Below are 23,089 nucleotides of genomic sequence, written 5' to 3' on the forward strand. Positions count from 1 at the left end.
GACCAGCCGCCTGTCCGCAGGCGGCCGACCATCCGTTCAAAGGAGATGCCGAATGAGTCTCGACGAGCAGGTCCTGAGCTACCCGATCCCCAACGACACGGCGCTGGAGCCGCCCGCCGAATGGGCGCGGCTGCGCGGCGAGTGCCCGGTGGCCCGGGTGACGCTGCCCAGCGGCGACCAGGCGACGCTGCTGACCCGCTACGAGGACGTCAAGCGGGTCCTCGCCGACCCGCGCTTCACCCGCCAGCTCACCGCGCCCGACGCGGCCCGGCTGTCGGCGGAGGGGGGCGGGGTGTTCAACAGCGAGATGTCGCAGATCATCCCCGACGGAGGCGAGGAGCACCAGCACTGGCGGCGCCTGGTCGGCAAGTGGTTCACCGCCAAGCGGATGGCCGCGCTGCGGCCCACGATGGCGGAGATCGCCGAGCGGCTCATCGACGACATGGTCAAGCGCGGCCGGCCCGGCGATCTCAGGACCGACCTGGGCTTCCCGCTGCCGGTCTACGTCATCTGCGACATGCTCGGCGTGCCGGCCGCGGACCGGGACCGGTTCTCCTACTGGTCCGACACCATGCTCAACCTCACCCGCTACGGCCAGGCCGAGATCGAGGCCGCCCAGGGCGAGTTCGTCCAGTACATGTCCGGTCACATCGCCGCCAAGCGCGCCGAGCCGGGCGAGGACCTGCTCAGCGAGCTGATCGCGGCCGGCGGTCCCGAGGACGGCGGGCTGTCCGACATCCAGATCCTGGTCACCGGCATGGCTCTGCTGGTGGCCGGGCACGAGACCACCGCCAACATGATCGGCAAGATGGTCTCCATGCTGCTGGCCGACCGCAGCCGGTGGGAGCGGCTGCTGGCCGACCCGTCGCTGATCCGCACGGCGGTGGAGGAGACGCTGCGGCTCGACGCCAACTCCGGCTTCGGCCTGCCCCGCTACCTGCGTGAGCAGACCGAGGTCAGCGGCACGGTCCTGCCCCGCGGCACCACCGTGGTGTGCAGCATGGCCGCGGCCAACCGCGACGAGGGCGCTTTCGAGGCCGCCGCCGAGATGGACCTGAGCCGCAGCCCGAACCCGCACCTGGCCTTCGGCTCCGGGGCCCACTCCTGCCTGGGCCAGGCGCTGGCCCGCACCGAGCTGCAGGTCGTGCTCGAGGTGCTGCTGCGCAAACTCCCGTCCCTGGAGCTGGCCGTCCCGGTGGCGGAGCTGGAACGCGTGGAAGGGCTGGCCGTCGGCGGCCTGCGCAAGGTCCCGGTCCGCTGGTGACCCGGCACCGCCACACCCGACAGAGAGGAACCCGGTATGAAAGTCACCGTTGACGAGGCCAAGTGCTGCGGCGCGGGCCAGTGCGTGCTGATCGCGCCGGAGGTCTTCGACCAGCGGGAGGACGACGGCATCGTCATCCTGCTCGATCCCGAGCCGGGCGCGGACCAGCACGTCCTGGTCCGCGAGGCCGCCGCCGTCTGTCCCGCCGCCGCCATCGAGCTGAGCGCCTGACCCCGGCCGGACCGGTCGGCCGCCGCCCCGGCGCGGCGGCGTCCGCCGCCGGACCGCCGCCGGAGTCGCTCGACCCCGGAGGCGGCGGTCCGGCGCTTCCGGTCCGCCACCGCCGATCTCCGCACCCGGCCTCCTCGGAGGCCCGCCGGCGCCCGGCCGGTCACAGACCCCGGATGAGTGAGCGCTCCCTCATGTCGCCGGCATCGGGATGGGCCGCCACGTTGCCGCCGGAGAGGACGGCCACCACGGGTCCGGCCGGCAGCGTGGCCCGGTGGGCGAAGTAGGCCGCGGTGGTCACCGCGCCGCTGGGCTCGGCGCGTTCCCCCAGCTCCTGCCAGAGCAGGTCGGCGGCGGCCCCGATGTCGTCCTCGCTCACGGTCACCATGTCGTCCACGTACCGGTGGATGTGCTCCCAGGCCAGGGCTCCCAGGACCGGAGCGCGCAGGCCGTCGGCCCGGGTGCGGTAGGTCTGCTGCACCGGCCACGCGGTGCGCCGGCCGGAGCGGAAGCTGGCCACGCCGTCGGCGGCCAGCTCGGGCTCGACGCCGATCACCCTGATCGCCGGGTCGACGGCCTTGGCCGCGACCGCGACGCCGGCCAGCAGGCCGCCGTTGCAGACCGGCACCAGGATCGTGCCCGCGCGGGGCAGGTCCCGGCAGATCTCGGTCCCGGCGCTGCCGTGCCCGGCGATGACGTCGAAATCGTCGGAGCGGACCACCGTGGCCGCGAGCCGGTCGGCCAGGGCCAGGCAGGTGACCTCCCGCAGGGCCGGCGGTGCGATCACCACCTCGGCGCCGAGCCTGCGGGCGGCCAGCACCTTCAGCTCCGGCGCGGTGTCAGGCAGGACCACGGTCGCCCGCAGGCCGTGCTCGCCGGCGGCGTAGGCGATGGCCTGGGCGTGGTTGCCGGAGGACTGGGCGATGACGTGCCCGACGCCCCGCTCGGCCAGCAGTCCCACGGCGTTCACCGCGCCCCGCACCTTGAACGAGCGGGTGGGCTGCCGGTTCTCCGGTTTGACCCAGAGCCGTTCGCCGGGCAGGCGCAGCAGCGGTGTGCGCAGCACGGAGGGCGCGATCCGGGCCGTGGCGGCGGCCACGTCGGCCGCCGTTACCAGGCTCATCTGCTCAGCACCCCGTCCTGGATGGCGTCCAGGTCGGCCTCTGCCTCGGGCGGCGGCGCACTGTCGGGGACCAGGTCCTCCAGATGGTGCAGCGGGCGGTAGCGCAGCCCGAGCAGGCCCCAGACCACCAGGAACACGCCGCTGACCAGCAGCACCGCCGCCGCGCCCCGGCCGGGGCCCGAGGTGTACGGCTGCGCCCAGTCGGCCAGCGGACCGGCGGTCAGGAAGCCCAGCGGCTGCATGGCCGTGGCCAGCATGACGTTGACGGCCAGGACCCGGCCCTGCAGCTCCGGTCCCACCTTCACCTGGATGATGGACAGCCAGTGCGCGTTGCCGATGCTCATGCAGGCCAGCCGGAGGAACAGGCCGGCCGCGACCAGCCACACCGCCGGCCACACGCCCATCAGCACCACGCCGATCCCGGACCCGACCACGAAGCCGATCATGCCGGTGGCCCGGCGCCGGGTCCCGCCCCACACCAGCACCACCGCGGTGCCCACGGCCGCGCCGAGGCCGCCGACCGCGGTCACCGTACCCAGGGCGGTCGGGGAGCCGATGGCCAGCACGACCGGGGTGACCAGCACCCACATCAGCGCGGTGCAGAAGTTGACCACCGCGAAGTAGACCGCCATCACCAGCAGCGGCCGGCGCCGGCGGAGGAACCGCCAGCCGCCGGTCAGCGCCGCCCGGAAGGTCTCCTCCTGCCGGTGGAACAGCCGGTCGGGGAACCGGACCGCCAGCAGGGTCACCACCCCGATCCCGAACGAGACCACGTCGATGGCCACCACCGCGGACAGCCCGAACATGCCGATCAACGCGCCGCCGGCGAGCGGGGCCACCACGTTGCCGACCCCGAAACCCAGGTTGGCCACGGCGTTGGCCTGCGGCAGGTACGGCTTGGGCACCAGCTGCGCGATCGCGGCCAGATAGGCGGGCTGCTGGAAGGCGGTGGTCAGTGAGGTGAGGCCGACGATGAGACACACGTTCCACAGCGCCAGCCGGTCGGTGACCAGCAGCAGGACCAGCGCCGCCATGGCCAGCCCGGAGACCGCGTCGCTGATCAGCATGATCCGGCGCCGGTCCACCCGGTCGGCCAGCGCGCCGCCCAGCGGGGTGAGCAGCACGGCCGGGATCTGGGACAGCATCACGACCAGGGCCAGATCCAGGATCCGGCCGCTGCCCTGGTAGGCCCAGACGCCGAGGGCGAACGAGCTCAGCGCCGTGCCCACCGCCGAGACGAACTGCCCGCCCGCGACGGCGTAGAAGGGGCGCAGGCCGGTCCGGTCGGGTGGGCGCACCGGGCCGGGCAGCCGTCCGGACGCCCAGCTCCGCAGGTGTTCGATCATCAGGGCGGCCAGCGGCTCGGCCTGGTGCCGCAGGAAGTAGTGGCCGGCGCGGGGCAGCACGGCCACCTCGGCCCTGGGTGCGAAGGCCGCCCACTCGGCGTACCGCTCCTGGTACAGCTCGGTGGCGCGGTCCCGCTCCCCCACCACGCACAGGATCGGGGCGCGCAGCGGCGCTCCCGCGCCGGCCAGCTCACGGCCGAACCACTCCCGCGCCTGGCCGGCGTCGTGGCGCATCGCCCGCACCGCGACCTGCTTGGCGGCCTCGTCCATGTCCTCCAGCAGCCCGCCCGTGGCCCGCAACGCGTCCCGGAACATCCGGTCGGAGACCAGGCGGTCACCGCGGAAGAGCCGCCTGCCGATGCCGGGCAGCTGGGCGGTGGGGAAGCTCGCGGCGGCGATCACGCCCAGCACGGGGATCCCGTCCGCCTCCAGCCTGCGGGCCAGGGCGACCGCGGGGGCGGAGCCCACGCAGTGACCGTAGATCGCGATCGGGCCGGACGCGGTCTTGACCACCTCCGCGGCCAGCACCTCCACCAGCTCCTCCAGCGGCAGCGGCAGCTCCACCGGCCGGGCCGGGTCGTGGCCCGGCAGCTCCACCGAAAGCACCTCCACCCGCTCGCCCAGGGCCCAGGCCAGCGGCTGGTACACCGCCGCCGACCCGCCGCCGTACGGCACGCACACCAGAGTGAACTCGCTGGTACGCCCACCGCCCAGGCGGTGCAGCAGCCCGCCGCCGTCCTGGCGCTCCAGGAACGCGGCCAGCTCGGCGACCGTGGGCCGGGTGAACAGGTCGATCACCCGCAGGCCGCAGCCGATCTCCTTGACCGCGCGCACCGCGGCGAAGGAGTCCCCGCCCAGGGCGAAGAAGTCGTCGTGCGCCCCGACCTCGGCCACGCCGAGCACCTGGGACCAGGCCCGGGCGACCAGCTCCTCGCCGGCGGTGGACGGCGGCACGAACTCGACGGTCTCCGGCTGCGGCGCGGGCAGGGCGGCCCGGTCGACCTTCCCGTTCGGGTTGAGCGGGAGCCGGTCGAGCACGACGAGCTGGGCCGGGACCATGTAGTCGGGCAGCCGTTCCCGCAGCGCGGAGCGGACCGCCGAGGTGTCCACGGTGGACGGTGTCACCCAGGCGGCGAGCTGCCGGGCCTTCCCCTCGCCCACCGGAAGCACCACGGCTTCGGCGATCTGGGGCAGCGCCCGCAAGGCGGTGGTGACCTCGCCCAGCTCGACCCGGTAGCCGCGCACCTTGACCTGGTCGTCCACCCGGCCGCGGAACTCCACCCGCCCGTCGGCCGTGACCCGCAGCAGGTCGCCGCTGCGGTAGCAGCGCCCCTGCCCGGTCAGCGGATCGGGCACGAACCGTTCGGCGGTCAGCTCGGGCAGGCCGATGTAGCCGCGGGTGACCCCCGGGCCGCCGACCACCAGCTCGCCCGGCACGCCGACCGGCGCCGGCCGCATGTCCGCGTCCACCAGGTGCCCGTACACCCCGGGCAGGGGCCGGCCCAGCGGCACGATCCCGGTCCGGTGCTCGAGCGGGATCTCCTCGGTGTCGCAGACCAGGCAGATCATGGTGGACTCGGTGTGCCCGTAGTGGCTCTGGATCCGCAGTCCCGGCCGCGCGGCCCTGGCCCGCTCCACCAGATCCCAGGGGCAGGCCTCTCCCGCCAGGATCAGCAGCTTGTCCGGCAGCACCGCGGCCAGGTCACCGCCGGAGGCCAGCAGCTCCAGGTGGCTGGGCACGCACTTGACCACGTCGATGTGGTGCGCGCTCAGGTATCCGGCGAACGCGTCGGGGTCCATCGCGGTCTCCCGCACGACCAGGTGCACCGTCCCGCCCGTGGTCAGGGCGCCGAACACGCAGGTGAGCCCGAAGTCGGCGGCGGGAGTGGACACCACCGCGTACGACCCGCCCGGCACGTTGATCCGCGGCAGCATGCCGCCCAGGTAGCCCACCACGCTGCGGTGCTCGGCGGCCACGGCCTTGGGCGTGCCGGTGGAGCCCGAGGTGAAGATCACGTGGTGCAGGTGCTCCGGCCGCACGTCGACCTCCGGCCTGGTCGGCGGCAGGGACGGGAGCCGGTCGAGCGCCAGCACCCGGCGGCCGGGACCGATCAGGTCGGCGAACTCGGCTGTGGTGACCACCGCGCGCACCCCGGCGGCGTCGAGCATGGTGGCGATCCTCGCGGCCGGATAGGCCGGATCCAGGGGCAGGTAGCCACCGCCCGACTTCTGGATCCCGAACAGGGCGCAGGCCAGGTCGGCTCCCGGCTCCAGAAGGACGCCGACCGGCTCGTCGGCGCCGACCCCCGCGTCCAGCAGCCAGTGGGCGATCCGGTTGGCGGCCGTCTCCAGCTCGGCGTAGGTCAGGCTGCGGTCCGCGCTCACCACGGCCGGCGCGTCGGGGCTGGTGTCCACCCAGCGCTCGATCAGCCGGTGCACCGGAGTGTCCGCCGTGGACCGCAGCGGGTCACCGGCCAGGATCGGGCCGGTCACCGGCTCCAGCGGCACCGCGCCCACGGGCGCGTCCAGCTCGGCCAGCATCCCGTCGAGCAGCGTCAGGTACCAGCGGGTGAACCGGGCCGCGGTGGCCGCCTCGAACAGATCGGTGCGGTAGCCGAGCCCGCCGCGCAGCGGCCGGCCGGGCCCGCTGTCGATCACATACCAGTTCAGGTCGAACTTCGCCGTCTGTCCGGTCAGGTCGATCTCGGCCGCCTCGAGGCCGGGCAGCTGCGGCCGGCCCGCGTCGGGGACGTAGTTCAGCATCACCTGGAACAGCGGGGTCGCGGCCAGGTTCCGCTCCGGCCGCAGCAGGTCCACCACCCGGTCGAACGGCGCGCTCGCGTGCGCCAGGGCGCCCAGCGCCGCCTCCCGGACCCGGGCCAGCAGTTCGTGGCCGGTCGGTCCGCCGCCCACGTCGGTCCGCACCACCACGGTGTTGAGGAAACAGCCCACCACGCCCTCGGTGTCGGGGTGGTCCCGGCCCGCGACCGGCACGCCCACCGCGATGTCGGTGCCGGCCGACAGCCTCGCCAGCAGGGCCTGCAGAGCGGCCATCAGGACGATGAACGGCGTCGCCCGGTAGGCGGTGGCCACCGCCCTGACCCGCTCGCTCAGCTCCGCCGGCAGCTCCAGCTCCACCGAGGCGCCGCCCGGGTCGGCCACCGCGGGGCGCGGCCTGTCGGTGGGCAGGTCCAGCACCGGCGGCAGGCCGCGCAGCTGCTCGGCCCACCAGTCCAGCTCGGCCAGGTCGGGGACCGGGGCCACCTCGGCGTACTGGGCCGGCGGCGGCTCCGGCGGCGGGCGCAGGCCGAGCCTGGCGGCGTACAGCGCCGACAGCTCGGACAGCAGCAGTCCGCGGGTCCAGGCGTCGGTGGCGATGTGGTGGAAGGTGAGCGAGAGCACGTGCTCCCGGTCGCCGACCGTGAGCAGCACCGCCCGCATCGGCGGCTCCCGGTCCAGCGCGAACGGCGTGGCCAGGTGCGCGGCCAGCACGGCCTCGACCTCGGAGCCGTCGACGTCCGCGGTGGACACCGGCACCTCCGCGGCCGGCCGTACCACCAGGACCGGCTCGGCGCCGGAGTCGTCGATCACGCTGCGCAGCACCTGGTGCCGCTCGGCCAGGTCGCCTACCGCGCCCAGCAAAGCCTCCGCCTGGAGCGGCCCGTCCAGCCGCAGCGCCACCGGCACGTTGTAGGCCGTGCTCTCCGGCTCCAGCTGCGCCAGGAACCACAGCCTGGCCTGCGCCCCGGACAGCGGGGCCGGGCCGTCGGCCCGTTCTCGCCGCGCCCTGGCCTCCGGTGCCTGGCGGGGCAGGTTCGCGGCCAGGTCGGCGAGCACCGGATGCTCGAACAGCAACCGCACCGCGACCGGCACGCCCAGCCGTTCACGCAGCCGGCCGACCGTCCGGGTCGCGGCGAAGGAGTGCCCGCCCAGGGCGAAGAAGTCGTCGTCCGCCCAGACCTGCGGCAGGTCCAGCACCTCGGCCCAGATCCCGGCGACCAGGTGCTCCTGTGGCGTGCCCGGCGGCACCCGCACCGCGGGGGCGGTCTCGGGGACCGGCAGCGCCGCCCGGTCCACCTTGCCGTTCGGGGTGAGCGGCAACGTCTCCAGCGCGCCGATCGCGGCCGGCACCATGTAGTCGGGCAGCCGCTCCCGCAGCAGCGCCCGCACCTGCGCGACGTCCACCGCGGAGGGGGTCACCCAGGCGGCCAGGCGTCGCTGCGCCCCGGTGCCGACCGGCTGCACGAAGGCCTCCGCCACCTGCGGAAGGGCCCGCAGCGCCGCGGCGACCTCGCCGAGCTCCACCCGGAACCCGCGCACCTTCACCTGGTCGTCGATCCGGCCCAGGAACTCCACCAGCCCGGTCTGGTTCACCCGCACCCGGTCTCCGGTGCGGTACCAGCCGTCCACGAACCGCTGCGCCGTCAGGTCGGGCCGGCCCAGGTAACCGCGGGCCAGGCTGGGCCCGCCGATCCACAGCTCCCCCGGCACGCCGTACGGCAGCGGCCGGCCGGTGGGGTCCACCACCCGGCACTCCACGTCGGGCAGCGGCCGGCCCAGCGGCGCCACCCCGGCGGGCACCTCGCCCACGTCGCAGGTCAGCACCGACACCGTGGTCTCGGTGGGCCCGTAGTGGATCTGCACCGCCAGGTCGGGCCGGGCCAGCCGGACCCGCTCGAGCAGATCCGACGGCACGGCCTCACCGGCCAGGATCAGCAGTTTCCCCGGCAGGGCGTCCATGCCCAGCAGCTCCAACTGGCTGGGCACCATCTTGACCGCGTCCACCGGGTGCGCGGCCAGGTAGGCGGCGTACGCGGCCGGGTCGGTGGCCGTCTCGTGGTCGATCAGGTGCAGGGTGGCGCCCGAGGTCAGCGCGCACAGCACGTTGGTCAGCCCCAGGTCGGCCGCGGCGGTCGACACCAGGGCGAAGGAGGCCGTCCCGGCGGGAATCCGTCCGGCCACCGCGCCCAGGTAGTGGGTGATCTGCCGGTGCTCGACCGCGACCCCCTTGGGCTCCCCGGTGGAGCCGGAGGTGTAGATCACGTACGCCAGGTGGTCGGGCGGCACGGCCACGTCCGGGCGGTGCTCCGGCCCGCCCTCGGCGGCGGTGACCTCGGACTCGGTGAGCACGATCCGGGCACCCGCGCCGGCCAGGATGGCCTCGGTCCGCCGCGCCGGGTAGACCGGGTCCAGCGGCAGGTAGGCCGCGCCGGCCTTGAGCACCCCCAGCAGGGCGACCACCAGCTCGGGCCGCCGCTCCATCAGCACGCCGACCGGCTCCTGCGGCCGCACCCCGCGGGCCAGCAGCCAGTGCGCCACCTGGTTGGCCCGCCGGTCCAGCTCCGCGTAGCTGAGCGAGCCGACCGCGAGCGCCTCGGGGCCGGCGTCGGCCATCCGCTCGACCAGCGTGTGCAACGGCACGTCCGTCGGCAGGTCCCCGGCCGGGCCGCGCAGGTCAGGGCCCACGGGCAGGCGGACCGGCGCGTCCCGGTCGGTGAGCATCCCCTCCAGCAGCGCCAGGTACCACTCCACCAGCTGCCGGGCGGTGACCTCGTCGAACAGATCGGTCCGGTAGCGCAGCTCGCCGGTGAACCGGTCCCCGTCGTCGCCGAGCGTCAGGTTCAGGTCGAACTTGGCCGTCGGCGAGGGCACCGGTTCGGTCCGGACGTCCACCCCGGGCAGGCTCACCGGCGCGCCGGCGTCGTAGACGTTCAGCATCACCTGGAACAGCGGGGTCACCGACAGGTTCCGCTCCGGTCGCAGCCGTTCCACGATCCGCTCGAACGGCGTGCGGGAGTGGGCGAACGCCTCCAGCGCGGCCGTGCGGGCCCTGTCCAGCAGCTCGGCGCCGGTGGGGTCACCGGAGGTGTCGGTCCGCACCACCAGGGTGTTGATGAAACAGCCCACCACCCGCTCGGCGTCCGGGTGGTGCCGTCCGGCGTGCGGTACCCCGACGGCGACGTCGTCGCCGCCGGACAGGCGGGCCAGCAGCGCCTGCAGGCCGGCCATGAACACCATGAACGGTGTCACGCCCGCCGCCGCGCGCACCCTGGCGGACAGGGACTCGGGCACCTCGACCTCGACCGCGGCCCCCTGCCAGGTGGGGACGGCCGGGCGGGGCCGGGCGGTGGGCAGGTCCAGCACCGGCGGCAGGCCGGCCAGGTGCCCGGTCCACCAGTCCAGATCGGCCTCGGGCCGCCCGGCCTCCCACGCGACCACGTCGGCGTACTGCAGGGCCGGGGGCTCCGGCCGCGGCGCCAGGCCGAGCCGGGCCGCGTACAGGGCCGCGAGGTCCTGCAGCAGCAGCCGCTCCGACCAGGCGTCGGTGGCGATGTGGTGCAGGGTCAGCGCGAGTACGCACTCGTCCCCGTCGAGCCGGAACACCGTGGCCCGCATCGGCGGCTCGGCGTCCAACCGGAACGGGCGCCAGGCGTGGTCGGCCAGCTCCCGCTCCAGCGCTGCGGGGTCCACCTCCACCACGGAGACGGGCACGCCGTCGGCCTGCCGTACCCTCGTCCCGTCGATGACGCCGCGCAGGATCCAGTGCCGGTCGGCCAGCTCGGCCACCGCGGCGGTGAGGGCGGCGACGTCCACCGGCCCGCTCAGCCGCAGTGCCAGCGGCACGTTGTAGGCGGGGGAGTCCGGCTCCAGCTGGGCCAGGAACCACAGCCGCTCCTGGGCGGGCGACAGTGGCATCTCCACTGTGGACAGTGCCGGGATGCCCTCGGCGCCGGGGGTCTCGGCCGCGGCCCGGGCAGCGGCGAACCGGGACCGGACCAACTCGGCGATCCGGTCCTGACGAACTTCGGTCATGCGTCGTTCCCGCCCATCAGTTCGGCGATCAACAGTTCTTCCAGTCCGGCGGCGAAGTCGGCGAGTATCGGCCGCTCGAACAGCGACCGCACCGGAACGGCCAGATCCAGCGTCTCCTTGAGCCGGCCGATCACGCGGGTCGCGGCGAAGGAGTGCCCACCCAGGACGAAGAAATCGTCGTCGGCCCAGATCGTGGGCCGTTCAAGCACGTCGGCCCAGACGGTGGCCACCAGGCGTTCGGCGTCGGTGCCGGGTGCGACCCGTTCGGCCTCCGGATCCTCGACCGGCTCGGGCAGGGCCCGCCGGTCCACCTTGCCGCTGGGCAGGGTGGGCAGGGCCGGCAGCGCGACCCAGCGCCGGGGCACCATGTGGCCGGGCAGCCGCGAGCGCAGGTGCCGCTCGGCCGCGGCCGGGTCCGCCGTTTCCGGCGTGATGTAGCCGACCAGGTGCGCCTGCGCGTCCGAGCCGGCCACGGTCACCGCCCCGTCGGCCACCTCGCGCAGCACCGTCTCGATCTCGTCCAGCTCGATCCGGTATCCGCGCACCTTCACCTGGTGGTCCCTGCGGCCGTGGAACTCCAGCGTCCCGTCCGGCCGCCACCGCGCCAGGTCGCCGGTCCGGTAACACCGGCCGCCGGGGACGTACGGGTCGTCGACGAACGCGGTCGCGGTCAGGTCGGGCCGGCCCCGGTAGCCCCGGGCCACACCGGCGCCGCCCAGCAGCAGCTCGCCCATCGCGCCCGGCGGTGCCAGCCGCAGCTCGGAGTCGACCACGTAGGCCCGCTCCCCCGGCATCGGCAGCCCGATCGGCACCGGGCCCGGCTCGTGCGCGCGGAGCCGGTGCTGGATCGAGGCGACAGTGGCCTCGGTGGGGCCGTAGGTGTTCCACAGCTCGCGGACCCGGGGCAGGATCTGCCCGGCCAGGGCCGGATCAAGGGTCTCCCCGCCGGCGATGGCCAGCAGTGCCGGGTCACCGGCCCAGTCCGCGGCCAGCAGCATCCGGTAGGTGGTGGGCACCAGGTCGACCACCGTGGCCTTGCTGGCCGCGATCCGCTCGGCCAGCGCGTGACCGTCCACGGCCGTGACCCGGTCCACCACCACGCAGGTGCCGCCGACGCTCAGCAGGCTCCACAGCTCGGACGCGGAGGTGTCGAAGGTCAGGGGTGCCACGGCCGGCTGGACGTCCCGGGGGCCCAGGCCCAGTTCGGACACCAGCCCGGCCACGTAGCCGGCCAGGTTGCCGTGGGTGACCTCCACGCCCTTGGGCGTCCCGGTGGAGCCGGAGGTGTGGAGCACGTAGGCCAGGTCACCGGCCCGCACCTCCGGCAGCTCCACCGGCCGGCCGCGGACCGCGGCCAGGTCGTCCGCGTCCAGCACGGTGACGCCGGGAACGGCGGCCACGCCGCCCCTGGTGAGCACCACGCGCACCCCGGCGTCCTCGGCCAGCCAGCGCAGCCGTTCGGCCGGGTGCTCCGGGTCCAGCGGCAGGTACGCCGCGCCGGCCCGCCACACCGCCAGCAGGGCGGCGGGCATCAGGTGGTCGCGGGGCAGGCAGACCCCGACCACCTCGCCCGGCGCCACCCCGTGTCCCAGCAGCGCCGCCGCCACCCTGTCCGACCAGGCGTTCAGTTCGGCGTAGCCGATCGAGGTGCCGTCCGGGCCGACCACGGCCGTCCCGGCGGTGCGGGCCGCCAGCGCCCGCGGCACCGTTTCGGGAGACACCGGCAGCGCCGGTCCTGCCGCGAGGGCCAGCAGAGCGGCGCGTTCGTCCGGGGTGACCAGCTCGAAGGCCGACAGCGGCCGGTCCGGGCCGGCCAGCGCGCACCGCAGCAGCCACATCAGCCGCTCCAGGTAGGCCTCGGCCTCTTCCGGGCCGAGGCGGGCGGTGCCGTACTCCAGCTGCAGCTCGAAGCCGTCCACGGTCCGGTTGACCAGCACGCTCAGCTCGTGGACCGAGGCGCCCGAGCCCAGGTCGGTGAGCAGCTCCAGGCCGCCCAGGCGCACCGGCACCTCGGCGTGCTGCATGGCCAGCAGCACCGGGGGGCGGGGCAGGTCGGCCGGCGGGACCTCCTGGTGGATCAGTGCCCGCATGGTCGCGGCGGCGGCCTGCCGGACCAGGTCCCGGAAGGTCAGCGCGCCGGTCGGCCGCAGCCGCGCCGGCACCGTGTCCACCAGCGGGCCGATGACCCCGGTCAGCTCCGGCCGGGCCCGCCGCGCCGCGACCACCCCGACCAGCGTGTCGGGCTCGCCGCCGGCCAGCGCCACAGCGGCCAGGTACACCGCGAAAGGGGTGGCGCCGCAGTCGCGGGCCAGCGCGGCCACGCCCGTCACGAACTCCTCGGGCAGCGGCCGGATCACCCTGCCCGACGTCAGGTCCACGGGCGCGGGGTCCGCCACCGGAGCACCGGCCAGCTCGGCCCGCCAGAACTCCCGCAGCGGCGCCGGATCCGGCTGTCGCCGCTGCTGCAGGGCCACATCGCCGACCTGGACCGCCGGCCCGGGGACCGGCTCGCCGGCCAGCCCGGCGGCCAGCTCGGCCATCAGCACCCCGACCGAGCCGCCGTCGAAGGCGATGTGGTCCACCACGACCACCAGCTCGGCCTCCGCGTCGCCGAGCCAGCACAGCTCGGCCCGGAGCAGCGGCACCTCGCCCGTCACGTCGAACACATGCGCCGCCGCGGTCCTGGCCACCTTCTCCGGGTCCTCTCCCACGGGGTGCTCGACCAGGGGCACCGCGGCCGGCGGGTGGACCACGGCGTACGGCACGCCGTCCTCGTCGACGGCCACGGTGCTGCGCAGCACCTCGTGCCGGCGCACGACCTCGTTCAGGGCCTTGCTCAGCGGCGCGGCCTCGGGCAGGTCGCGCACGCGCAGCCGGATCCCCAGCGTGGTGACCGGGCTGTCGGGGTGGAGCCGGCTCAGGGTCCAGAACTCGCGCTGCATGTCGGTGAGCGGATGCCGGGTCCGGCCGTCCTGCCGCACCAACTCGGGCCCGGCCTGGCGTAACCGGGTGGCCAGGCCCGCCGCGGTGGGGGCGGTCAGGAAAGCCGCCAGCGGCACGGTGTGCCCCAGCCTGCGGGACAGCTCGGTGACCACCCTGGCCGCGGCCAGGGAGTGCCCGCCCAGGTCGGTGAATCGATCGTGCACGCCGACCTGCGGCAGGCCGAGAACGTCGGCGATCACCTCGGCCACCAGGCGTTCGTCGTCGGTGCGGGGCGCGACCAGTGCCGCGCCGGCCAACCGGGAGGCGCCGAGCCTGGGCAGGGCCGCCCGGTCCACCTTGCCGTTGGGGCCGAGCGGAAGCTCCTCGGCCACGCCGATCCGGGTCGGCACCAGGTGGTCGGGCAGGCGGGCGCGCAGCCAGTCCCGCAGCTCCTGCCCGCTCACCCCGGAGGCCGCCACATGGCCGACCAGATAGGCGGCCCCGTCGTCGTCGGTCGCGGCCAGCACGGTGGCCCGGCGTACCTCGGGATGGCGGGCCAGCGTGGCCTCCACCTCGCCCAGCTCCACCCGGTAGCCGCGGATCTTGATCTGGTCGTCGGTCCGGCCGGCGAAGCGCAGCTCGCCGTCCACCCGGCGGACCAGGTCACCGCTGCGGTAGAGCCGGCCGCCGTCCGGTCCGGTGCGGAAGGCGGGCGACTCACGCCCCAGGTAGCCGCGGGTCACCACCGGCCCGCCGATCCACAGCTCGCCCGTTTCTCCGTCCGGGACGGGGTTGCCCGCCGCGTCGCGCACCGAAAACACCGCGCCGGCGACCGGCCCGCCGAGGGGCGGCTCGCCCTCGTGGTCCCGGCTTACCTCGGCGACGGCGCAGGTGGTGGTGCACTCGGTCGGGCCGTACAGATTCAGCACCCGGCGCACGCCGGGATTGGCGTAGATCCGCCGCACCAGGGCGCCGGTCAGCGGCTCGCCGCCGGAGAACACCGCGCGCACCCCGCTCGGCAGCGGCTCACGCAGCAGCACCGCCAGCGCGGAGGGGACCCCGTAGACGGTGGTCACCTCCTCGCGGGCGGGCAGGCCCGGCAGCGCCAGCAGGTTGTCGGCCAGGATCACCGTCCCACCGGCGACCAGCGGCAGGAAGAGCTGGCTGATCGACGGGTCGAAACAGACCGAGGCGGTGGCCAGCATGCCGCTCAGTTCCTCGGCGGTGTACGCCGACGCCTCCCAGCGCAGCAGGTTCAGGGTGTTACGGTGCTCCACCACCACGCCCTTGGGCGTTCCGGTGGAGCCGGAGGTGTAGATGACGTACGCCGCGTCGCCCGGGTCTCCGGCCACGTGGGGCGCCCCGTCGCCCGGCGCCACGTCGTCGACGAGGACGGGCTCGGCCCCGGTCAGGGTGGCGGTCCGGCGCAGCGCGGCCGAGGTGAGCACCGCGGTCACCGCGGAGTCCTCGGCCATGAACCGCAGCCGCTCGGCCGGGTAGGCGGGGTCCAGCGGCACGTAGGCCGCCCCCGCCTTCCACACCCCCACCAGCGCGGGAACCAGCCACTCGTCGCGATCCAGGCAGACTCCGACCAGGTGGCCGCGTCCGATGCCCCGCCCGGCCAGGGTGCGCGCGATGTCGTCGGCCCGGCGGTCCAACTCGGCGTAGCTGAGCCGGCTGGTGCCCGCCACGACGGCGGTGCGTGCCGGGGTGCGCCGGCTCTGGGCCTGTATCGCCTCGTGGACGCGACCTGCCGCGTCGAACCTCTCGGCCACCGTTCCGGGAAGGCGGCCTACCAGATCGACGCGTGTCACATCAACGGTCACTTCGTCCTCTTTCCCAGCCAAGATCACATCTTTCCCAGCCAAGATCACGTCTGATGACGGGAAGTTGTTCGGATTGCCCAAGAGTGTCGTAATGATCAACTCTGCGATCAAAAGCGTGGGCCACGTGCCTTGCAGCCGTCTTGGAAGCGAGTTGCACGGCCTCTGGCGCTGCCCCGGCTCCGGCGCTGAAGAGCGCCTTCCGTTCCGGCCTCGTCATGCGACTCTTTCCGGGCCGACCTGGCCGAACAGATAGTTCGTGTCACGAATCACAAGACGTTCCGATGGTAGGCTGGCCGGATGAGCAAGGATGCCGGCGAGCAGCCGGGGATCGTGGCCGCCCTGGTGCGTTCCTCGTTCCTGGTCAACGCCGTGTACGCCGAGGCGGCCCGGGAGTACGGACTGACCCCGCAGCAGGGGCAGCTGCTCTGTGTGCTGATGGCCCAGCCGTACGGCATGAGCGAGCTGGGCGCGATGCTGCGGCTGGCGAAGTCGAGCCTCACCGAGCTGGTGGACCGGACCACCCGGCGGGGCCTGGCCCGGCGGGAGCCCGACCCGCGAGACGGGCGCGTGGTCCGGGTCGCGCTCACCGCGCAGGGCGGCAAGCTGGCCGAGGCGTTCTACACCGAGACGTGCCGGCGGATCGAGGAGCTCCCGGCGGGCCTCGGCGGCGCCGATCGCGACACGCTCGCCGAGCTGCTGGGCCGGGTGGTGCGGGACAACAAGGTGCCACCGGTCTTCGGCGAGCGGGACCAGACCGCCGCGCACGGGCGCTGACGGCGCCGCGGCCCGGCGCACTCCACGTCTTTCGCCCCCAGCGGCGCGGTATGCACTTTGTTCGCCTCACGAATGACATTAGTTCGTAAGGCGAACTTTCAGTGGCCGGTCCCGGCCGGCTTGCGGGGCGGACGTCCGGCCGCTGTCACGGGGTGGGGCCGGGACTCCAGCCGAGCCGCTCGGCGACGGCCCTGGCCGGGCCGGTGGCGTGGGGGCCGCACAGCATCTCCACCCGGTGCACCACGCGCGGCGCGGTCAGCGGCACCCCGGCCGTCACCGACGAGGGCAGCAGGGTCAGGCCGTGCCCGGCCGCGGCGAGGTTCAGCACGGTGTGCAGGTCGTCGCCGTCGTAGCGGAACCCGGTACGGAACCCGCCCACGCCCGTCATCTCGCGCAGCCGTTCCAGCGGCACGGCGGCCGGGGCCTGCAGCCACAGTGCGTCGGCCAGGTCGGCCAGGGCCAGCCCGCGCCTGCCGGACAGCGGGTGGCCGGCGGGCAGGACCACCACCAGCCCGTCCTCGGCCACGCCGATACCGGTCGCCGCTCCCACGTCCGGCAGGCGCAGCGGATCGCTGGGCGCGGCGATCCCGTCGACGAATCCCAGGTCGGCGGCGCCCGAGGCGACCTGCTCGGCGACGCGTTCGCGGCCGGCGGTGCTCAGCGTCACCGACAGCCGGGCCTGGGCCAGGCTCCGGGCGACCGCCGGGGTGCACGCCAGCGGGGAGGCGACCACGGTCAGCCGCTCGACCGGATCGGCGGCGGCGCGCAGCACGTCGGCGCGGGCCACCTGATGGCGCAGCAGCAGCGGCGCGGCGTGTTCCAGCAGGCGCTCCCCGGCCGGGGTGGGCGCCACCGGCCGGCGGCGCAGCAGCACCAGACCCAGGTCCGCCTCAAGCGCGGCGATCTGCTGGGACACCGCCGACTGGGTGTAGCCGAGCTCCTCGGCGGCGGCGGAGAAAGACCGCCGATGAACGACGGTCACGAACGTACGCAGCAGATGCGGATCCACAGTGCATCAGTATCGCTTATCCACCCAGCAGGAATCATCGTTGGCGCTTACCTCGGAAGCCCGTGAAGATGAGTCCATGACCACCGCGAGAATCGCCCTGGTGGGCGACAGATCCCCTGGCGTCCAGGCCCACGTGCGCATCCCCTCCATCCTTGAGGGGCTGCGCGAGCGTGACGGGCTGACGCTGGACGCTTACTGGATCCCCACGACCGAGACCGAGGGCCTGGAGGGGTTCGACGGCATCTGGATGCTGCCCGGCAGTCCCTACCGCAGTGAGGCCGGCGCGGTGAACGCCGCCCGCACCGCGCGTGAGCACGGCATCCCCTTCCTGGGCACCTGCGGCGGCTTCCAGCACACCCTGCTGGAGTACGCGCGCAACGTCCTCGGCCTGCCGGTCGCCCACGCCGAGAACGCCCCCGACGCCGACGACTTCCTGCTGCTGCCACTGGCCTGCTCGCTCGTCGGCCACGAGGGCACGGTACTGCTGGCGCCCGGATCACTGGTCGAGAAGATCAGCGGCGCCGAGCGGAGCATGGAGAGATACTCCTGCAACTTCGGCCTCAACCCCGGCTACCTGCCCGTGCTGGAGGAGGGCGGCCTGAGCTTCACCGGCCACGACGAGGACGGAGCCGTGCGGGTGCTGGAACTGACCGAGCACCCGTTCTTCCTGGCCACGCTCTTCCAGCCCGAGCTGGCCGGGGACGGCACCCGGCCGCACCCGATCATCACCGCGTTCGCCTCGGCCTCCGTCGCCCGCGCCGCGTCAGCCGTGTCATCGGTCTCATGACCGCGTACGCCTAGACGCTCTCCGGCAGCTCGCGGAGGCTCCGCAGCGGCGAGAACATGATCGGAATCCAGCTCACCGCGAGCACCGCCGCGCCCGTCCACAGCGCCGCGCGCACGCTCACCAGGTCTCCGACCAGCCCGGCCACCCCGGCCCCGATCGCCAGGGCCCCGGTGAACAGGAACCGCATCGTCGCGGTCACCCGCCCCAGCATCTCGTCCGGGGTGACCCGCTGGCGGAAGCTCACCTTGATCACATTGCCGACGCCGACCTTGTAGGTGAGCACCAGCCACGCGGCGGCGGACGGCCACAGCCACGGGCCCTCCCCCAGCAACGGGATCAGCGGGACGGACGGCACGAAGGCCACACTGGTCAGCCAGATCGTCCGGCCCTCCCCCAGCCGCCGCCCGAGCCGCCGGGCACCGGCCGAGCCGAGGAAGACCCCGATCCCGCCGACGGTCAGGAAGGCGCCCAGCCAGAGCGGGGACAGGCCGAGCTCCCGGACGAACAGGACGGGGAGCATCGTCTGGACGATCTGTATCCCGAGGTTCGTCAGTGCCCCCTCCACGGCGATGGCCCGCAGGATCGGGTGCCCGGTCACCAGACGGAGCCCCTGGGCGATGTCCCTGCCGAGGCCGGTCTCCGCCCTCACCTCCGGGCGCGGCTCCACCCGGCGGATGGAGCGCAGGCACAGTGCCGACCACAGATAGCTCAGCGCGTCCACGGCGATCGCCGCCGGGGCCGACAGCAGCTGGATCAGGTAACCGCCGACGCCGCGCCCGGCGAGCTGGTTGGCCGCGTCCATGCTGACCAGCGCGGTGTTGGCCGCCATCAGCCGCTCGGGACCGACCAGGTGGGGCAGGTAGCTCTGGTCGGCGACCTCGAAGAACACCGTGGCCGCCCCGCACAGCAGCGCCACGGCGTAGAGGTGGGGCAGGGTGAGCGCCCCCAGCCACCAGACCACCGGCACCGACCCCAGCAGTACGGTCCGTACCAGGTCGGCTGTGATCATCACGGGCCGGCGCCGCATCCGGTCCACCCAGGCGCCCGCGGGCAGGCCGATCAGCAGGAACGCCAGCGTGCTCAGCATCGCCAGCACCCCGACCTCGCCGGGGGTGGCCCGCAGCGCCGTCACCGCGGCGAGCGGGAGGGCCAGGTAACCGATCGAGGTGCCCAGCCTGCTGGCCGCGGCCGCGGCGAACAGTCTGCGGAAGTCGGCGTCGGCGAAGAGCGGCCGGTGAGATGTCGTCATGGCGGTCATGCGCCGACCCTGCCGCCGCCCCGGCGGCCGCTCCATTAATTTAGGCAGGAACGAATCGGCCGGGGCAGCGCGGAGACGCCGGCGGGCTCCGCTCCCGCGGGCCACCCGCCGCCACCGCCGCCACCGCCGCGCCGGGCGGGCCGGTGGCGGCGCCGAGGACGCCGTGGACCCGCGGCGCGGAGGGAGTGCGCTGTGCTGGAGCTGGAGTTCGGGCTGGCGGACCTGGCGTGCACGCGGTTCGCGTTCTCCCCGCTGTGGGAGGTGGTGGCCAGCGTCCGGGTGCTGAAAAGCCCTGCTGAGCACCCCCTGCACCGGTCGTGGGTGGCCGCCGTCCTGCCGAGGCTGCGGGCCTGCGGGCTGGACTGGGGGATGCTGGCGGACCTGGTGCCCGTGCCCACCCGCACGATCCCGGCGTTCGTCTGCCCGCCGCCGGTCAGCACCGCACCCCACCTGGAGGTGGAGCTGGCCACGATGTGCGCGACCCCGCCCGGACGGGTCCGCGTCGAGCTGGCGGACATGGAGAGCCCCCGCCTCCGCCCGCTCCGCGACGATCCGGCGCGCGGCCTGGTACGGCTGGCCGAGGTGATCCGGGACTACTGGGCCGTCGCGCTGGCACCGTACTGGCCGAAGATCCGTGGCCTCCTCGAAGGCGACGTGCTCCACCGGGCCCGGCTGCTGGCCGAGGGGGGCGCCGGCAGGCTGCTCAACGACCTCGATCCGGCGGTCAGGTGGGAGAAGGACACCCTGTTCATCCAGCACCGTCACGTGTCGGGCAGCAGGGAGCTGGGCGGGCGGGGACTGCTGCTGGTGCCCTCGGTCTTCGTGTGGCCGAGGCTGTTCTCGGTCACCACACCGCCCTGGCAGCCCACGGTGCGCTACTCGCCCCGGGGCGTCGCCACCCTCTGGGAGCGCCGGGCGACCGGCGTCCCGGAGGCACTGGCCGCGGTGCTCGGCCGTTCCCGCGCCCTGCTGCTGGCCGAGCTGGACGCCCCGGCCTCCACCACCGACCTGAGCCTGCGCACCGGCATGTCGATGGGCGGGGTGTCGCAGCACCTGACCGCGCTGCGGGCGGCGGGGCTGGTCGGCGCCCACCGGAGCGGAAGGTATGTGCTCTACGCCCGCAGTGAGATCGCCGAGGCCCTGCTCGCGGGGGCGGGAGCCTGAGGGGTGGAGCGTAAGAGACGGAGCGTGAGGGGCGGGAGCCTGAGGGGCGCCGGTGCCCGGCCGTCCCGGACGGGCCCGGGGGCGATCCACCGGGCCCGTCCGGAGCGGGAGTCCGCGGGGCGCGGCTACGGCAGGCCGTTGTGCTGCTTGTAGTCGTTCCACACCGTGGTGCAGTAGCCGTGGCGCCAGTCGCTCTGCTGGAAGTGCCGGCAGGCGTAGGCGGCGCTGAGCCGGTCACCGGGGCTGTCGGGGACGACGGAAGTGTCGGGGATCGCGGAGGTCCTGGGGATCTGAGGGGTTCTGGGCCGAGGGGTCCTGGGGGGTCTGGGGGTCCGGGGAGTCCGGGGAGTGACCGAGGGCTCGGGAGTGGTGAGGGCGTCGGCGCTGACGCCGGTGCCGGTCTCCTCGCCGGGCGACGGGCGCCGCGCCCGTGGGGCCGGCGACGTCTGCGGGGGCTCCGGCGGCTCCGGCTCGGCGGTCCTGGGCGCCGGTCTCCGGATGGCCTTCGGCGCGCCGGCCTCCCGGTGGCGCCGTCCGTCCTGACCGGCCCGGATGTCAGGGATCACGTGGCGCCGGGGATGCTCGGCCGCGCGCGCCGGCGCCGGCTCCCGGCCGCGGGAACGCCTGTCCGGAGTGGCGGGGACGGCCTGCGGCGTGTCACGGGGCACGTGACCGGTGGCCGGTGCGGTCGCCGACGGAGTGACCACCACGTCGTGGCCGGCCATCCGGGACGGGGCGGGCACCGCGGCCTTGAGAGTGGACGGCCGGGACACCGGCGACCATCCGGACGACCAGAGACCGACCCCGGCGGCCGCGAGGAATCCGCAGATCAGCGCGGGCCGCAGGAGCCGCTCACGGGGGATCTGCGGCCATGACCACGGCTGGCGCGGCCGGGCCGGTGGCGGCGGGGGCGGCGGCTGAGGCGGCCAGACCTGCCGGATGTCGACGCTGACCCGGGATCCGTACACGAACGGGTCGCCGGCGGTGCCGTAGCGCGGGCCGCGGACGTCGGCCCGGTGCGCGTCCGGAGATGTCGCCGGCTCGGGCGGTGGATCCGGCGGGCCGCCGTACGGCCTGCGGCCGCGTGGTCCCGGTCCCGGGCCGCGCCGGTGAGCCGGGCCGTGATCATCGTGCATCTCGCCTCCCATGTCACGTCTTGATCTGCCCCAGCCTGTCGAATGTCACGCACCGTACGGGCAAGGTAACGGGAGGCTCTTATGGAGCTGTTATCAGGGTCACGGAGCGAAGCCCCGCGAACGCCCGCAAAGCGCCCAGTGGATCCGCTGTCCCACGGCGGCCGGCCGCGCCGGGCGCGGCCCGCCAGGCCGCACGGCGCGGCCGGCTCAGCCAGTCAGCCGCTCAGCCACTCAGCCGCCGGACCCTGAGGACGTTGTCCGTACGGGGGGCCGGCTGCCCGTCGGGGCCGGCCTGGCTCCGCTGGTGCTCTTCGCACAGCTGCACCTCCCACTGCCCGTCGGGTAGGTCGAGGGCTGCGAGGACCTCCTGCGACGTGGGCAAGCGCACCTGGGGATGGGAGTCGTGCTCCCAGGAGGGGTGCCCCGCGTGCCCGACGACGAGGAGCACCCCGCCGGGCGCGACGGCCGAGGCGGCGGTCCGCAGGATCCTCTCCCTCGGCATGTCGCCGCGGGAGTGCAGGAACTGGGCGGAGACGAGATCGAAGTCGCCGGCGGGGAAGGACTCTCCGAGGTCGTGCCGTTGCCAGTCGATGCGGCCGTCGACCTCCGCCGCCGCCGCGTGCCGGGCCGCGCGGTCGAGGGCGACGCGGGAGATGTCGGTGGCGGTGACACGCCACCCCTGGCGCGCGAGCCAGATCGCGTCGGCCCCCTCACCGCATCCCAGGTCCAGGGCTCTGCCCGGCGCCAGGCCGGTGATCTCACGGACCAGAACGGCGTTGGGATTCCCGCTCCAGATCTGGTCGCTCTCCCCGTAACGGGCGTCCCAGAACTCCTCCTCCGAGATGGTGCCATCCGTCATCAGCGTGTCCTCCTACGTGCCTTCGTGCCGGGCGGGACCACGGTCCGCACCCGCGGCCGCCGCCTCTCCGTTCACGAGAGATGGTCCGCCCGGACCCCGGTGTTTGACAAAATTCATTGCCGGTCCGGCAAACAGGGGGACCTCATGAGCGGCCGTCTGGACCGCGATGCCGTCGCCGTGGGGTCGTCGTGGCCGGGACCGGCCAGACGGTCCCCAGCGGGGCGCCTGATCACGTGGCCATCCACGGACGCCTGGAGAACGGCGCCGCGGCCGTGGCGAGCGTGTACGGCGGCAGCGCGGCGGCGCCCGACGGCTTCCACATCAAGATCACTGGAACCGAGGGCGCGCTGACCGTCGCTCCCGTCCAGCCCGGGATCTACCTGCACCGGGGCGACTGGAGGCTCACGCACGCGGCCCTCGACGGCACCCGCACCGAACTGGCCGGCGCGGACCGCCATGGGCCCGGACCTCCAGCGGCCCAGCACCCCGATCCGCACGGGACCGATTCTGCCGGGGCGCCGGCAACTCCGGCGAGGACGGCCCGTCGCACCGCTCTGACCGGCGGAGTCCTCGGAGATCA

12 protein-coding genes and 3 pseudogenes are annotated in these 23,089 nt (G+C 74.5%); 6 read left to right on the forward strand and 9 right to left on the reverse strand.

The window, feature by feature from the left end; genetic code table 11:
- The first annotated feature begins 52 nt into the window (after positions 1 to 52).
- On the forward strand, positions 53 to 1,264 hold the full coding sequence (locus ACZ6R6_RS38555) for a cytochrome P450 (protein ID WP_470101890.1): 1,212 nt from the start codon (positions 53 to 55) through the stop codon (positions 1,262 to 1,264).
- 36 nt (positions 1,265 to 1,300) lie between these two features.
- Positions 1,301 to 1,495, forward strand: a complete 195-nt coding sequence (locus ACZ6R6_RS38560) for a ferredoxin (RefSeq protein ID WP_470101891.1) — start codon at positions 1,301 to 1,303, stop codon at positions 1,493 to 1,495.
- A 160-nt stretch (positions 1,496 to 1,655) separates the two neighbouring features.
- Here ACZ6R6_RS38560 and ACZ6R6_RS38565 read toward each other — a convergent pair whose 3' ends face one another.
- From ACZ6R6_RS38565 to ACZ6R6_RS38585, 5 genes and pseudogenes are all read right to left on the reverse strand, one after another.
- Positions 1,656 to 2,615, reverse strand: a complete 960-nt coding sequence (locus ACZ6R6_RS38565; protein WP_470101892.1) for a threonine ammonia-lyase — start codon at positions 2,613 to 2,615, stop codon at positions 1,656 to 1,658.
- Positions 2,612 to 8,038 (reverse strand): amino acid adenylation domain-containing protein, encoded by a 5,427-nt coding sequence (locus ACZ6R6_RS38570; RefSeq protein WP_470101909.1) that lies wholly within the window; start codon positions 8,036 to 8,038, stop codon positions 2,612 to 2,614. Before ACZ6R6_RS38570 ends, ACZ6R6_RS38565 begins: the two co-directional genes overlap by 4 nt.
- Positions 8,039 to 8,050: 12 nt before the next feature.
- A pseudogene (locus ACZ6R6_RS38575) lies at positions 8,051 to 9,463 on the reverse strand (amino acid adenylation domain-containing protein); the annotation flags it as partial.
- Positions 9,446 to 10,774: pseudogene (locus tag ACZ6R6_RS38580) on the reverse strand (condensation domain-containing protein); the annotation flags it as partial. The pseudogenes ACZ6R6_RS38580 and ACZ6R6_RS38575, both read right to left, overlap by 18 nt.
- Complete coding sequence (locus ACZ6R6_RS38585; RefSeq protein ID WP_470101893.1) at positions 10,771 to 15,522, reverse strand: amino acid adenylation domain-containing protein; 4,752 nt, start codon at positions 15,520 to 15,522, stop codon at positions 10,771 to 10,773. The gene ACZ6R6_RS38585 and the pseudogene ACZ6R6_RS38580, both read right to left, overlap by 4 nt.
- 297 nt (positions 15,523 to 15,819) lie before the next feature.
- Here ACZ6R6_RS38585 and ACZ6R6_RS38590 point away from each other — a divergent pair, with 297 nt between their 5' ends.
- Positions 15,820 to 16,296, forward strand: a complete 477-nt coding sequence (locus ACZ6R6_RS38590; RefSeq protein WP_470101894.1) for a MarR family winged helix-turn-helix transcriptional regulator — start codon at positions 15,820 to 15,822, stop codon at positions 16,294 to 16,296.
- Positions 16,297 to 16,441: 145 nt separating this feature from the next.
- On the opposite strand, the gene ACZ6R6_RS38595 is transcribed toward ACZ6R6_RS38590, so the two are convergent.
- Positions 16,442 to 17,305 (reverse strand): LysR family transcriptional regulator, encoded by an 864-nt coding sequence (locus ACZ6R6_RS38595; RefSeq protein WP_470101895.1) that lies wholly within the window; start codon positions 17,303 to 17,305, stop codon positions 16,442 to 16,444.
- Positions 17,306 to 17,381: 76 nt separating this feature from the next.
- Here ACZ6R6_RS38595 and ACZ6R6_RS38600 point away from each other — a divergent pair, with 76 nt between their 5' ends.
- Positions 17,382 to 18,092: a CTP synthase C-terminal region-related (seleno)protein gene (locus ACZ6R6_RS38600; RefSeq protein WP_470101896.1), complete on the forward strand. Its 711-nt coding sequence runs from the start codon at positions 17,382 to 17,384 to the stop codon at positions 18,090 to 18,092.
- 10 nt (positions 18,093 to 18,102) lie between these two features.
- Here the strand turns inward: ACZ6R6_RS38600 and ACZ6R6_RS38605 are convergent, their stop codons facing one another.
- Entirely contained in the window at positions 18,103 to 19,341 is a 1,239-nt protein-coding gene (locus tag ACZ6R6_RS38605) for an MFS transporter (protein WP_470101897.1), read from the reverse strand.
- A gap of 201 nt (positions 19,342 to 19,542) precedes the next feature.
- Here ACZ6R6_RS38605 and ACZ6R6_RS38610 point away from each other — a divergent pair, with 201 nt between their 5' ends.
- A complete protein-coding gene (locus tag ACZ6R6_RS38610; protein WP_470101898.1) occupies positions 19,543 to 20,514 on the forward strand; it encodes an ArsR/SmtB family transcription factor in 972 nt (323 codons plus the stop codon).
- Positions 20,515 to 20,639: 125 nt separating this feature from the next.
- Here ACZ6R6_RS38610 and ACZ6R6_RS38615 read toward each other — a convergent pair whose 3' ends face one another.
- Complete coding sequence (locus tag ACZ6R6_RS38615) at positions 20,640 to 21,650, reverse strand: hypothetical protein (protein ID WP_470101899.1); 1,011 nt, start codon at positions 21,648 to 21,650, stop codon at positions 20,640 to 20,642.
- 223 nt (positions 21,651 to 21,873) lie between these two features.
- On the reverse strand, positions 21,874 to 22,509 hold the full coding sequence (locus ACZ6R6_RS38620) for a class I SAM-dependent methyltransferase (protein WP_470101900.1): 636 nt from the start codon (positions 22,507 to 22,509) through the stop codon (positions 21,874 to 21,876).
- A 233-nt stretch (positions 22,510 to 22,742) separates the two neighbouring features.
- Between ACZ6R6_RS38620 and ACZ6R6_RS38625 the strand changes: the two are divergent.
- Positions 22,743 to 22,805 (forward strand): annotated as a pseudogene (locus ACZ6R6_RS38625) (hypothetical protein); the annotation flags it as partial.
- Positions 22,806 to 23,089 lie beyond the last annotated feature (284 nt).

Source organism: Streptosporangium sp. NPDC048886 (assembly GCF_055586905.1).

Excerpts from the sequence above, each read along its gene's own strand:
- ACZ6R6_RS38560 (WP_470101891.1), top strand. The coding sequence starts at position 1,301 with ATGAAAGTCACCGTTGACGAGGCCAAGTGCTGCGGCGCGGGCCAGTGC.
- ACZ6R6_RS38565 (WP_470101892.1), bottom strand. The coding sequence starts at position 2,615 with ATGAGCCTGGTAACGGCGGCCGACGTGGCCGCCGCCACGGCCCGGATC.
- ACZ6R6_RS38590 (WP_470101894.1), top strand. The coding sequence starts at position 15,820 with ATGAGCAAGGATGCCGGCGAGCAGCCGGGGATCGTGGCCGCCCTGGTG.
- ACZ6R6_RS38605 (WP_470101897.1), bottom strand. The coding sequence starts at position 19,341 with ATGACGACATCTCACCGGCCGCTCTTCGCCGACGCCGACTTCCGCAGA.
- ACZ6R6_RS38600 (WP_470101896.1), top strand. The coding sequence starts at position 17,382 with ATGACCACCGCGAGAATCGCCCTGGTGGGCGACAGATCCCCTGGCGTC.
- ACZ6R6_RS38555 (WP_470101890.1), top strand. The coding sequence starts at position 53 with ATGAGTCTCGACGAGCAGGTCCTGAGCTACCCGATCCCCAACGACACG.
- ACZ6R6_RS38620 (WP_470101900.1), bottom strand. The coding sequence starts at position 22,509 with ATGACGGATGGCACCATCTCGGAGGAGGAGTTCTGGGACGCCCGTTAC.
- ACZ6R6_RS38615 (WP_470101899.1), bottom strand. The coding sequence starts at position 21,650 with ATGCACGATGATCACGGCCCGGCTCACCGGCGCGGCCCGGGACCGGGA.